This window comes from Streptomyces sp. NPDC020681 (assembly GCF_044334895.1).
Taxonomy (GTDB): domain Bacteria; phylum Actinomycetota; class Actinomycetes; order Streptomycetales; family Streptomycetaceae; genus Streptomyces.
Genome location: NZ_JBIRTX010000001.1, coordinates 277,484 through 290,114, shown reverse-complemented (window position 1 = coordinate 290,114; position 12,631 = coordinate 277,484). Strand labels below are relative to the sequence as shown.

Genomic DNA, 12,631 nt, shown 5'->3' with positions numbered 1-12,631 from the left:
GAAGGCGTGGTGTCAGTGGCGTGAAGGCATCCCGTACGCGCCACGAACAGCAGGGCCGCATTCGTCGCTACGCCGCCCAGCCGAGCAACCGCTCGGCGGGCCACGTGTTGATCACCCGCTCCGCCGGCACGTCGCAGCGCTCCGCCCGCGCGCAGCCGAGGATCTGCCAGTCGAGCTGGCCCGGCGCGTGCGCATCGGTGTCGATCGCGAGGTACGTCCCGGCGGCCACCGCGATCCTCAGCAGCCGCAGCGGCGGATCCAGCCGCTCGGGCCTGCAGTTGATCTCCACGGCCGTGTCGTGCGCCGCGCAGGCCGCGAAGACCTTCTCGGCGTCGAACTCCGACTCCGGCCGGCTTCTTTCGGTGATACGCCGTCCGGTGCAGTGTCCGAGCACATCGACCAACGGGTTCTGCACCGCCTTCACCAGACGGCGCGTCATCGGCGCCGACCGCATCCGCAGTTCGGAATGGACCGAGGCCACCACGAGGTCCAGCTGATCCAGCAGTTCCGGCTCCTGGTCGAGCGAGCCGTCCGGCAGGATGTCGCACTCGATGCCGGTCAGCAGCCGAAACGGCGCCCACTGCCGGTTCAGCTCCGCCACCACCTCCAACTGCTCACGCAGCCGCTCCGCGGTCAGGCCGTTCGCGACCGTGAGCCGCGGAGAGTGGTCGGTCAGCGCCGCCCACTCGTGCCCGAGCGCCATCGCCGTACGTCCCATGGCCTCGATCGGGCTGCCGCCGTCCGACCAGTCCGAATGCATGTGGCAGTCGCCGCGCAGCAGGGCCCGCAGCCTTGTCCCGCCCTCGGTCACGGCCGAGGACGCCTCGTCCTCGAGGCGCTGAAGATACTGCGGTGTGTCACCGGCGAGTGCTTCCCGTACGACCTGCGCGGTCTTCGGGCCGATGCCCTTGACGGTCTCCAGCTTTCCCGCCGCGGAGCGCTCGGCGACCTCCGCGTCGGACATCTCGGCAAGCACGGCGGAAGCGGTACGAAAGGCACGGACCCGGTACGGCTCCGCCAGCGAGCGCTCCAGCAGGAACGCGACCCGGTCCAGCGCCTCGACAGGGTGCATCCCGGCTCCTCTCCCGCTTCTGCTTCCACTCTCGCCGCTGCGGCAGACGGCGGCACGCGGGACCACAGTGAGGCTTGTTCCGCACGAGCGGGAAGGACCAAGCCATGGAGGAATCGCGTGCGCCGCTCCGGACGCAGCTGGCCGAGCTCGCCAAGCTGCGCAATGAGCCTGCCGTCGTCCAGACGCTGCGGTCGACCGCGGCGGCGACCATCGCCTATGTCGTCGCCCTGCAGCTGAGCAGCGAGCCCGCGCCGCTCACCGCTCCTCTCACCGCGCTGCTCGTCGTCCAGGTGACCCTCTACCAGACCCTCACCACCGGCATCCGCCGGGTGAACTCCGTGGTCGCGGGCGTCGTGCTGGCCATCGCGTTCAGCGCCCTCGTCGGACTCAGCTGGTGGAGCCTCGGCCTGATCATCCTTGCCTCGCTGATCGTCGGGCACCTGGTCCGCGTCAGCGAGTTCGTGCCCGAGGTCGCCATCAGCGCCATGCTCGTACTCGGCGTGACACGGGTGGCGGACACCGCGTGGGACCGGGTGCTCGAGACACTCATCGGCGCGGTGGTCGGGCTGCTGTTCAATGTGCTGTTCGTGCCGCCGGTCTGGATCGACACCGCCGGGCAGTCCATCGCGGATCTGTCCCGGCGGATGCGCCGGCTGATGCTGCGCCTCGGCGAGGAGCTGAGCAGCCACACTCCGGTCGAGCGGGCCGCCGCGAGGCTCCATGAGGCGCGTCGGCTCGACAACGACATCGCCGATGTGGACGCGGCGCTGAGGCAGGCGGAAGACAGCCTCCGGTTCAATCCGCGGGTCAAGGAAGGACTGCTGTACCGCGTGGTGCTGCGCACCGGGCTCGACACGCTGGAGATCTGCGCGGTGGTGCTGCGCGTACTGGCCAGGACGCTGACCGACCTCGCCAAGGAGCGGGGCGACGAGGACCTCTTCCCACGAGAGGTCGGCGTGGCTCTGGAGGAGTTGCTGGCCCATGTCGCCGACGCCCTGGTGAGCTTCGCCGTACTGGTCACCACGCAGGTGAGTGCGAACGCCGAGGCCGCGGAACGCCGGCTGTCCGGAGAGCTCGCCGCGGCCTCGGCCAGCCGCGACAGGGCCGCACAACTGCTCCTCCGGGAGGTCCAGCGGCTGCCGCGCCAGTGGCAGCTGTACGGTGCGCTCCTCTCGGAGATCGACCGGATTCTGGCCGAGCTGGACATGGACCACCGCTCGCACCGCCTGATGGAAGAACTGGACCGCAGCACGCGCGAACAGCACGAGAAGCACCCGAGGCTGACCGTGCTGCACCAGCGGCTGTCCGGCATCCGCCGGGACCGCGCCGGGTCCCGCTGACTTCTTCCTGACGCGCATGCACGTTTTCCTCCGTACGGGGCGGGCAGCTTGCGTACGTCCGGAAGGGCCCGGCGGACGGGCCCCACTGGCGGCCGCGGTGTCGTCCTGACAACCTCGACAGCAGAGCGCACCCTGTTCAGGGGCCGCGTCCGGATGTACGTCAGGAAGGCGGGAGAGCCCCATGGTCTCCGGAGTTTCCGGGCAGCCAGAGGGGGAGGGCGCCGACGGCGGCCGGTTCGGCGTCGAGACGAGTACGAGGGCCGACGCGGTCGTCCTCGTACTCTCGGGGGAACTGGACCACGACACGGCCGAGCCGCTGCGTGAAGCCCTGCGGCAAGGTGTGGCGGCCGCTCCCGAGCGGATTCTGGTCGACTGCGCCGACCTGCAGTTCTGCGATTCGACGGGCCTTAACGTACTGCTCCACGCGCGGCTCGCCGCGCGCGAGGCGGGCAGCCGGATCGAGCTCGCGGCACTGCGGCAGCCGGTGGCCCGGATGTTCGACATCACCGGCGCTCACGCGGTGTTCCGCGTCCACGCCAGCGTGGCCGCGGCGCTGGCGGACGAGCGGCCGGCCTAGCGGAGGATCTGATGGGCGCAAGCCTCCGTGGTCAGGGGCAGACCCGTCGCCTGGTGCTGTTCGGCACCAAGGGCGTGGTGAGCCGCTGCCGCGACTTCACGGCGGAGGCGCTCGCCGACTGGGGGTGGACCCCGGCGGCGGGGGAGAACGGCGCCCGCGTCGAGGACGTGCTGCTGCTGGTGTCGGAGCTGGTCACCAACGCATGCCTGCACGCGGGCGGGCCGGACGAACTCGTGCTGCACCACGACGTGGACCGGCTGCGGATCGAGGTGGCGGACTCCAGCCCGGAGCATCCGCGCCGCCGTCCGCGTGAGGTGTCACTGCCGGGCGGCCACGGGCTGATCGTGCTGGAGCGGTTGTCGCAGAGCTGGGGCTGGACCGCGAAGGACGAGGGCAAGGTGGTCTGGGTGGAGGTCGCCGTCCCGCCGCGCGGCCGTTCCTGAAGCCGTCGCCGCTGTTCAGGGTGTCGGAGCTGGGGCGGCGTGCCACAGTGGAGGAAGCCGTCACAGCGCGAGGTCAGCGATGGATGTGCCCGCCGACAGGCCCGATCCGCACGGGGAACCGCCTCCTGCCCAGCCCTCCGCCCGGCTGAGCGAGGAAGGCCTGAGAAAGCTGCTGGCCGGGCTCACCGCCGTACGGGACGGCGATCTCTCGGTCCGGCTGCCGGACGACGCCGGTCTGCTGGGCGAGATCGCGGCCGTCTACAACGGCATGGTCGAGCAGCTCTCGCTTGTCACCTCCGAGGTCACCCGCGTCGCCCGCGAGGTCGGCGGTCAGGGCCTGCTCGGCGGTCACGCACGCGAACCGCGGGGCAGCGGCGCGTGGCGGGAGCTCACCACCGGCGTCAACACGATGGCGGACAACCTCACCTCGCAGGTCCGCTCCATCGCGCAGGTCGCGACCGCCGTGGCGCGCGGCGACCTCACCCAGAAGATCAGGGTCGACGCCCGCGGCGAGATCCTGGAGCTCAAGGAGACCATCAACACCATGGTCGACCGGCTGTCCTCGTTCGCCGAGGAGGTCACCCGCGTTGCCCGCGAAGTCGGCACCGAAGGCAAGCTCGGCGGCCAGGCCACCGTCCGCGGCGTCTCCGGCACCTGGAAGGACCTCACCGACAACGTCAACTTCATGGCCGACAACCTGACCAACCAGGTCCGCAACATCGCCCAGGTCACCACGGCGGTCGCCGGCGGCGATCTCACACGCAAGATCGACGTCGCCGCGCGCGGCGAGATCCTGGAGCTGAAGACCACCATCAACACGATGGTCGACCAGCTGTCGTCCTTCGCCGCCGAGGTCACGCGCGTCGCCCGTGAGGTCGGCAGTCAGGGGCGGCTGGGCGGTCAGGCCGAGGTCGAGGGCGTCTCCGGCACCTGGAAACGGCTCACCGAGAACGTCAACGAACTGGCGGGCAACCTCACCCGCCAGGTCCGCGCCATCGCCGAAGTGACCAGCGCGGTCGCCGAAGGCGATCTCACCCGGTCCATCACCGTCGAGGCCCCGGGGGAGGTCGGAGACCTCAAGGACAACATCAACGCCATGGTCGAGTCGCTGCGCGCGACGATCCGGGCCAACGAGGAGCAGGACTGGCTCAAGACGAATCTGGCCCGGGTGTTCAGCCGGATGCAGGGCACCAGAAGCCTTCCGGCGATCGCCGAACTCATCATGAACGAAGTGCCCCCACTGGTCTCTGCGCAGTACGGCGGCTTCTTCCTGACTCACGAGAACGGCGACGACGGCCGCGGGCCGGAACTGGTGATGACCGCCGCCTACGGCGCTCCGGACGACCCGGACGCCGGCCCCCGCCGCTTCCGCTTCGGCCAGTCGCTGGTCGGCCAGGCCGCGCAGAGCCGCCGCACCATCACCGTCGACGATCTCCCGCCCGGATACGCCACCATCGTCTCCGGCACGGGCGCGATGGACCCCAGCAGCCTCGTCGTGCTCCCGATCGTCGTGGAGGACCAGGTGCTGGGCGTCATCGAACTCGCCGCGCTGCGCCCTTTCACACCGATCCACCGGGACTTCCTCGACCAGTTCATCGAGACCGTCGGCGTCAACGTCAGCTCGCTGATCGCCAATCTGCGCACCGACGAGCTGCTGGAGCAGTCCCAGCGGCTGACCGCCGAACTCAGCACCCGCTCCAAGGAGTTGCAGGCCCGCCAGGAGGAACTGCAGCGCTCCAACGCCGCGTTCAGGGAGAAGGCGGCGCTGCTGGCGGACCGCAACCGCGACATCGAGCAGAAGAACCTGGAGATCGAGCAGGCCCGCAAGGAGCTGGAGGAGCGGGCGCAGCAACTGTCCCGGACCTCGATGTACAAGTCGGAGTTCCTGGCCAACATGAGCCACGAGCTGCGTACGCCCCTGAACAGCCTCCTGATCCTCGCCCAGTTGCTCGCGCAGAATCTCGAGGGCAATCTCACCGAGAAACAGGTCGACTACGCCGAGGTGATCCACTCCGCCGGCTCCGACCTGCTTCAGCTGATCAACGACATCCTGGATCTGTCGAAGGTCGAAGCCGGGAAGATGGACGTCCATGCCGAGGCGTTCCCGCTGCATCAGCTGCTGGAGTACGTCGAGGCGACCTTCCGGCCGGTGGCGAGCGAACAGGAGCTGGAGTTCCGGGTGATTCCCGGACCCGGCATCCCGGACACCATCACCACCGACGAGTCCCGGCTCCGGCAGGTGCTGCGCAATCTGCTCTCCAACGCGCTGAAGTTCACCGAGTGGGGCCGGGTCGACCTCCATGTCGACCTCGCGACCGCCGACGAGCTGCCGGCGGCGCTGCGGGACAGCGGTCCCGCGGTGGCGTTCCGCGTCAGTGACACCGGGATCGGGATTCCGGCCGACCGTCTGCAGAGCGTGTTCGGCGCGTTCCAGCAGGGCGACGGCACCACGTCGCGCCGCTACGGCGGAACCGGCCTCGGGCTCTCCATCAGCCGTGAGGTGGCGCAGCTCCTCGGCGGCGCGATCGTCGCGGAGAGCACACCGGGCGAAGGCAGTTGCTTCACGCTCTATCTGCCGGCCGCCGCGCAGGCGGCGACGCGGGGAGCCGTCGAGGAGGCCACGCGGGCGCACCCGCACATCGCTCCCGACGAGGAGGAACCGGCGGTCGGACACACCGTGCTCGTGGTCGACGACGACACCAGAAACATCTTCGCGCTCACCGAAATCCTGGAACGCGAAGGCATGGTGGTCCTCCAGGCGGACAGCGGCAGAGCCGGAATCGATCTGCTCCTCGCTCACGACGCGGTGGATCTCATCGTGATGGACGTGATGATGGCCGGCATGGACGGCACCGAGACCATGGCGGAGATCAGGCGGATCCCGCGGTTCGCCGATGTGCCGATCATCGCGGTCACCGCCAAGGCGATGCCGGGAGACCGGGCCGAGGTGCTGGCCGCGGGAGCGAACGACTATGTGGCCAAGCCGGTTGACGCCGACCAGCTGATGGCGAAGATCCGCAACCACCTGGCGCGCTGAGGCGTCCCTGCCGCCGCGGCGCTCCCGGTCAGCGGACCCGTACCGCGATCAGGCTGGTGTCGTCGTCGGTGTCGCCGGACGCCGTGGCGAGCAGCCGGTCGACCTGCTCGTCGACCTCGAGGGAACTCAGCTCCTCGGCGCTGCGCAGCAGCGTCGCCAGACCCTCGTCGAGACCGCCGTGCCGGCGCTCGATGAGGCCGTCGGTGAACAGCAACAGCGTGTCGCCGGGCTTCAGTTGCGTGGTGATCTCCCGGTACGACGCGTGCGGCATCGCGCCCAGCAGAATGTCCCGCGGCGGATCGAGAACCCGCGCCCGGCCCGCACGCAGCAACAGCAGCGGCAGGTGTCCGGCGCTCGCCCAGCACAGCGAGCGGTCGGCCGGATCGTAGAGCGCGCACACCGCGGTGGCCGTGGGATGGCCCTGGGTGTGGAGGGTGACCTCGTTGAGCCACTCCATGAGGCGTCCTGGAGCGTGACCGGTGAAGGCCAGGCCGCGCAGCGCGTTGCGCAGGGCGACCATGCCGGTGGCGGAGTCGATGCCGTGGCCCGCGATGTCGCCGACCGCGACGAGCACCTTCCCGCTGGGCAGCGGGAGTACGTCGTACCAGTCGCCGCCGACGCGGTACTCCTGCACGGCGGGCCGGTAGCGGGCGGTGGCCCGCAGGCCCGGCAGCCGCTGCAGGGCCGGCATGTCGGGGACGATGGCCTGCTGAAGCTGGAGCGCCAGCCGGTGCCGGATCGCGGCCTGCGCCTGCACCGCGGTGAGCTGGTCGAACGTCGCCGAGAGCGCGAACTCGGTGTGGTACTCGGCGGACACGTCCTGGTAGACGCCGGTGACGCCGGTGAGCTCGCCACCGTCCAGCAGCGGTTCCGCGGTGACCCGGACAGGCCGCTGCCTGCCGTCGTCGCAGACGAACCGGACGACGGCGGTGGCACCCTTGCGCCGGACGGTGAGGGTCGTGAGCAGCTCGGCCAGATCGCCGCCGTCCTCCGGATGGACCCGGCCGCGCAGCTCGCTGAGCGGGAGCGGCGCCGAATCGCGGGGCATGCCGAAGATTCCGTACGCCTGCTCGTTCCAGCTCGCCGTGCCGGTCAGCAGATCGTCCACGAACGGAGCCACGCCCTGCAGCCGGCCGACCGCCCGGGTGGCGGACGTGCCGAGGTCGCTCCTGGCGTGCCACAGCAGGACAGTGCTCTCTGCGCCGAGCGGCAGGACGCGGACGTCGAGGAGCGGGACGGCGGAGCCGGCGGTGTCGTCCGCGGGGAGGCGGGCCGCGTGCAGCACCGAGGCTCCGGCACGGGCCTGTTCGGACAGCCGGGCGATCTCGGCGTGAAGCAGCGGAACCACCCTGCCGAGCCGCTGTCCGGCCGATGTGCCCGAGATGCCGAGCGCCTCGGCGGCGGCCTCGTTGAGGTGCTCGACCTTGAGGTCGTCGTCAGGCGCCTCGGGATCACGGCTCAGCAGCATCGCCGGATGCGCCATCGCGTCGAGCAGATCGTCCAGGGCGGGCGTCGGCGAGCGTTCGTCCTCGGTCGCGGTGAGGACCCGGGCCGCCACGTCCATCAGATCGGTGAGCGCCCGGCGGACCGGCTCGCCGAGCTCGGCCCGGTCGGGCCAGGAGGCGAGAGCAAGGCCGACGGTCGCGCCTCTGAGCCGCAGCGGCAGCAGGGCACGGGCGGCTCGTGGTCCGGAGCCCGGCAGCGGCTCCTGGGCGGGCGCGCCGTCCGGGAGCCACACGGGTGAGTCGTCGGCGAGGGCGGTGCGGAAGGGCTCGGGCGCGCCCGGCGGAATCCACTGCCACTGCTCCGCCTGCGTCGCGCTCGCGCCCGCATGGCCGGCGAGCCGCAGCGAGCCGGAGTCCGTACGCCGCCACAGCCACAGGCTCTGGACGCCGAGCGGAGCGAGACCGCCGCGCAGCAGGGTCGCCGCGGCCTCGCTGACCGTGTCCTGTGCCTCCGCGGCCGTCGCCGTCCTGCGCATCCGGCGCGTCTCGGCGCTCGGGGCGGGGTGGGGCGCGCCGGTCGGTGTGACCGCGATTGTCCCGGCCACGCCGTTCACGATGTCCGCGGCGAGATCCTCCGCGCTCACGCCGGTCTCCTCGGCAAGGCGTTCCAGATGCTCGGCGGCCTCGGCCGGCGATGCCTCCAACCGCGTCACGAGGACCCCGGTCGCGAGATCGAGAAGCCGCCGCCGGACGAGTTCCGCACGCAGAGCGGCGTTCTCGGCGGACAGGTCGGCGACCGACGCGGACAGATCCTCCTGCCCGCGGCCGGAACCCGAAGGATCCTGCGCAGGCACGACCACAAATACTCCCATTCCGGGCATCAGGCGCGAAGCGGCATGATCGCGCCCGATCTGGATTCTACGTGGGCATCAAGGGCACGGGCAGTCGGCGCCGGAGACCGCGGTGGGCACGGTGACTGCCCGGATATTCGCGCCGCGCGGCCGGCCGCAGGCCGCGGGCAGAGCGCCGCGCGAACGCCCGGATTGCGGCCGCATGCCGTGCGTCGCACGGTGAGAAAAAGCCCCGCCACACCATCAAGGAGTTGTCGTCATGCCTCGCGGTTCGAGCCCCAAGCGGGAGCGGCAGTACGAACACATCAAGGAGAGTGCCGAGGAGCGCGGAGAGAGCAGGAGGCGCGCCGAGGAGATCGCGGCTCGTACGGTCAACAAGGAACGCGCCCGGTCCGGTGAGTCCCGTACGGCGAGCAAGAGCTCGACACAGGACATGTCGTCGTCCCGGCGCGGTGGGCTACGCTCCCACAGCGGCTCCGAGGGGCCGACCTACGACCAGCTCTACGCCGAGGCTCAGCGCCGCAACATCCATGGACGTTCCTCGATGAACAAGGCCGAGCTGAAGCGGTCGCTCGGGCAGAGCTGAGGACCTCGGGCTGAGCCGAGAACCTCGGACCGCACGGCTCGGCTCAGCCGGTCCCGCCGACTGCCCGCGCCCTCTTGCGGCTGGTGAGAGTGAACAGCGCGCCGTCCGGGTCGCGCACCGCGGCCTCCGGGCCCTCCCGGGTCTCGCGCCGCTCAAGAACCGAGCCGCCGTTGTGCTCCACGGCCCGGACCGTGGCATCCAGGTCGTCGACGGGGAAGTGGACGTCCCAGCGGGGACGGACCATGGGGTCGGGCGCCGCGCCGGTCGCCCCGGAGCTGATGCGCGCGAGGACATGGCCGCCGCTGAGCAGCACCACATCGTCGTTCTCGTAGCTGACGTCGCAGCAGCCCGGGCGTTCGCTCGCCCAGTCCAGCACCTCTCCGTAGAAGATCGCGGCGTCGAAGGCGTTCCGGGTGCGCAGCAGGAGCCAGGCCGGTGCGTCCTTGTGCCCGGACTGCCAGTCCGGGATCAGCGCGCCCTCCCAGATGCCGAACACCGCGCCGTCACGGTCCGCGGCCAGTGCGCCGCGTCCGATCGGGAAGGCGAGCGGTCCGACCGCGACCGTGCCGCTGCGCTCCCGGATGCGTGCCGCGGCCACGTCGGCGTCGCTGATCGCGAAGTACGGCGTCCAGGCGACGGCGACCTGCAGTGCGGGCGCCAGGGCTCCGATGCCGGCGACCGGCGCTCCCTCGAAGAAGGCGACGCTGAACTCGTCGCCGAGCTTCCCTTTGCGGAAGACCCATCCGAGAACCGTGCCGTAGAAGTCCTGCGACGACTTGAGATTCCGGGCCATGAGGCTGACCCAGCACGGCGCGCCGAACACCGAATCGCTCGACGTCATGGCGGTGCCTCTCGCTGATTGCTTCTGGTCCATCACACTCAGTGTCCTGGGATGTGCGCGGTGTATTCGGCTGGGCCCCGGATCTGGGAACGCGAGACGGGACTGGGCGCGGCCGGGATCCGGCTCCACCCATCCTCCCCTCAGGCGCGCGTCCTCGCGAGCCGCGGCGCTACAGGTCCTTGTCGAGCCGCCGCATGCTTGTCCTGGCCCACGGGCCGGGATGCTCATAGAGAGATGCAAGAACCTCTATTTGTATGGCTTCCTCCCTAAGAGGGCGGGATAGTCCTTTGTGCGGGTACCCGCAGGGTCTTGAGTCACACCACACCGCGAAACGAAGGAGAACGGCAGCCATGACGGAGGCCGAGAGCGAGCACCGCGGCATCGCGCCCAACCGCCTGGGGGAGGCGGAACTGCTGCGGGAGCTGGAGAACATCCACCGGAGCCGGCACGACACGCTCCTGCACGGGTCGGCGTCCGCGCTCGCCGCGCACACCACCCGGATGGCCGAGCTGGAGGAAGAGTATTTGCGCCGCCACCCGGAGCGTCGGGCGTCGGCGGGCCGGACGCGAGCGGGCGCTCGCGCGCGCTCGGAGTCGGACCAGGAGCCGGAGTGAATCCCTCACCGGCCTGACTGGCCCGCGCCTCGCCGAGGGGGCGCGGGCAGCGGGCGCATCCGCCCGGAGCGCACGCCGCCGGGCATGAGCCGCCCGTGCGCCGGGGCGCCGTGCATGATCGGCGTCCCGCCGGGTACTCGGCCGCGACCAGCCGTCCCAACAGGAAGGTGAGTCTCATGGGCCTGGGCGGGTGCATCATTCTGATCGCCGTCGGCGCGATCCTCACGTTCGCCACAGACTGGCAGATGGAAGGCGCCAACCTCGACGTGGTCGGGCTGATCCTGATGGCCGTGGGGCTCATCGGGGTCACCACATTCGCGGGAATCGCCAAGCGCCGTCGCGTGGTCGTGCCGCCGTCGACGCCTGTGATCGACGACCGGGACCGGCGTACGTACGAGTGAGAGCGACGTTGCCCGCGCCCGGTTCGGCAGGGCGGCTCAGGGGCACTCGGGAGGCCGCCGAGCACTCAACCCCGTCCCCGTCTCAACGGAGTCGATCGTGAGCCGTTCCCGTGTCGTTGTGGTCGGAGCCGGATTCGCCGGTTTCCAAGCCGCCCGCGCGCTCTCCAGGACGGTCCCGGACAAGACCGAGATCGTCGTGCTCAACCCCACGGACTACTTCCTCTACCTGCCGCTGCTGCCACAGGTCGCGACGGGCATCCTGGAGCCGCGCCGGGTGAGCGTCTCGATTCCGGACTCGCTGCCGCGGGCGCGCCTCGTCCTCGGCGAGGCGGACCGGGTCGACACGGCCGAGCGGCGGGTCCACTTCACCGACCCCGAGGGCGGCCGCGGCGAGCTGCCGTACGACCGGCTCGTACTGGCCGTCGGCAGCGTCAACAAGCTGCTTCCCGTGCCCGGCGTCACCGAGCACGCCAGCGGCTTCCGCGGCCTGCCGGAAGCGCTCTATCTGCGCGATCACATCACCCGCCAGATCGAGCTGGCCGATGACGCGGCGACCGCCGAAGAGCGCGCCGCCCGCCGCACCTTCGTGGTCGTCGGCGCCGGCTACACCGGCACCGAAGTCGCCGCCCAGGGAAAGCTGTTCACCGACGCCCTCACGCGCAAGAGACGGCCTGAGCAGCAGGGCTCTCCGCGGTGGCTGCTGCTCGACATCGCCGACCGCGTCCTGCCCGAGCTCGACCGCAGGCTGTCCACGACGGCCGACCGGGTGCTGCGCCGCCGAGGCGTCGAGGTGCGCACCGGCACCTCCGTGCAGGAGGCGACCTCGGCCGGAGTCCTGCTGGACGACGGTGAGTTCATCGGCACCAGGACGCTTGTCTGGTGCGTCGGCGTGCGTCCCGACCCGCTGGTCTCCGACCTCGGGCTGCCCGTGGAACGCGGCCGGCTGCTCGTCGAGCCGCATCTGGCCGTTGCCGGCCACCCCGAGGTCTTCGCCTGCGGTGACGCGGCCGCCGTGCCGGACGCCACCCGGCCGGGGCAGTTCACGCCGATGACGGCCCAGCACGCGTCCCGCCAGGGCAGGCTGGCCGGGCTCAATGTCGCGGCCACTCTGGGCCACGGCGAGCAGCGCGCCTACAAGCACCACGATCTGGGCTTCGCCGTCGACCTCGGCGGGGTCCAGGCCGCCGCGAACCCGCTGGGCGTACCGCTGTCCGGCCCGCTCGCCGGCGCGGTCACCCGCGGCTACCACCTCGCGGCCATGCCGGGAAACCGCGTGCGCGTCGCGGCCGACTGGCTGCTGGACGCGGTGCTCCCGCGCCAGTCCGTCCAACTGGGCCTCGTGCGCTCCTGGTCGGTCCCGCTGGACAGCGCCTCGCCCGAGCTGGCGCGGATCCCGGGCGGTCCCGACAAGCAGCACTGAGATG

11 protein-coding genes are annotated in these 12,631 nt (G+C 71.0%); 8 read left to right on the top strand and 3 right to left on the bottom strand.

Features of this window, described 5'->3' with window-relative positions:
- Positions 1-67 precede the first annotated feature (67 nt).
- Entirely contained in the window at positions 68-1,072 is a 1,005-nt protein-coding gene (locus ACH4YL_RS01170; protein WP_398503546.1) for a PHP domain-containing protein, read from the bottom strand.
- Positions 1,073-1,176: 104 nt separating this feature from the next.
- Between ACH4YL_RS01170 and ACH4YL_RS01165 the strand changes: the two genes are divergently transcribed.
- The 4 genes from ACH4YL_RS01165 (at position 1,177) to ACH4YL_RS01150 (ending at position 6,469) form a co-directional block, all read left to right on the top strand.
- Complete coding sequence (locus ACH4YL_RS01165) at positions 1,177-2,412, top strand: aromatic acid exporter family protein (RefSeq protein WP_398503544.1); 1,236 nt, start codon at positions 1,177-1,179, stop codon at positions 2,410-2,412.
- A gap of 181 nt (positions 2,413-2,593) precedes the next feature.
- Positions 2,594-2,989 (top strand): STAS domain-containing protein, encoded by a 396-nt coding sequence (locus tag ACH4YL_RS01160; protein WP_398503543.1) that lies wholly within the window; start codon positions 2,594-2,596, stop codon positions 2,987-2,989.
- An 11-nt stretch (positions 2,990-3,000) separates the two neighbouring features.
- Positions 3,001-3,432, top strand: coding sequence for an ATP-binding protein (locus ACH4YL_RS01155; protein WP_398503542.1), 432 nt, complete (start codon positions 3,001-3,003; stop codon positions 3,430-3,432).
- A gap of 79 nt (positions 3,433-3,511) precedes the next feature.
- Positions 3,512-6,469: a HAMP domain-containing protein gene (locus ACH4YL_RS01150; RefSeq protein WP_398503540.1), complete on the top strand. Its 2,958-nt coding sequence runs from the start codon at positions 3,512-3,514 to the stop codon at positions 6,467-6,469.
- 28 nt (positions 6,470-6,497) lie between these two features.
- Here ACH4YL_RS01150 and ACH4YL_RS01145 read toward each other — a convergent pair whose 3' ends face one another.
- The gene (locus ACH4YL_RS01145) at positions 6,498-8,768 is read right to left on the bottom strand and encodes a SpoIIE family protein phosphatase (RefSeq protein WP_398503538.1); all 2,271 of its coding nucleotides are present in this window, start codon (positions 8,766-8,768) and stop codon (positions 6,498-6,500) included.
- Positions 8,769-9,024: 256 nt separating this feature from the next.
- Between ACH4YL_RS01145 and ACH4YL_RS01140 the strand changes: the two genes are divergently transcribed.
- On the top strand, positions 9,025-9,351 hold the full coding sequence (locus tag ACH4YL_RS01140; RefSeq protein WP_398503536.1) for a plasmid stabilization protein: 327 nt from the start codon (positions 9,025-9,027) through the stop codon (positions 9,349-9,351).
- Between the two features lie 43 nt (positions 9,352-9,394).
- On the opposite strand, the gene ACH4YL_RS01135 is transcribed toward ACH4YL_RS01140, so the two are convergent.
- Complete coding sequence (locus ACH4YL_RS01135) at positions 9,395-10,192, bottom strand: VOC family protein (RefSeq protein WP_398503534.1); 798 nt, start codon at positions 10,190-10,192, stop codon at positions 9,395-9,397.
- 350 nt (positions 10,193-10,542) lie between these two features.
- On the opposite strand from ACH4YL_RS01135, the gene ACH4YL_RS01130 reads away from it, so the two are divergent.
- The 3 genes from ACH4YL_RS01130 (at position 10,543) to ACH4YL_RS01120 (ending at position 12,627) form a co-directional block, all read left to right on the top strand.
- On the top strand, positions 10,543-10,806 hold the full coding sequence (locus ACH4YL_RS01130; RefSeq protein WP_398503532.1) for a DUF6158 family protein: 264 nt from the start codon (positions 10,543-10,545) through the stop codon (positions 10,804-10,806).
- 176 nt (positions 10,807-10,982) lie between these two features.
- Positions 10,983-11,207: a DUF6458 family protein gene (locus ACH4YL_RS01125; protein ID WP_398503530.1), complete on the top strand. Its 225-nt coding sequence runs from the start codon at positions 10,983-10,985 to the stop codon at positions 11,205-11,207.
- Positions 11,208-11,304: 97 nt separating this feature from the next.
- Complete coding sequence (locus ACH4YL_RS01120; RefSeq protein ID WP_398503528.1) at positions 11,305-12,627, top strand: NAD(P)/FAD-dependent oxidoreductase; 1,323 nt, start codon at positions 11,305-11,307, stop codon at positions 12,625-12,627.
- Positions 12,628-12,631 lie beyond the last annotated feature (4 nt).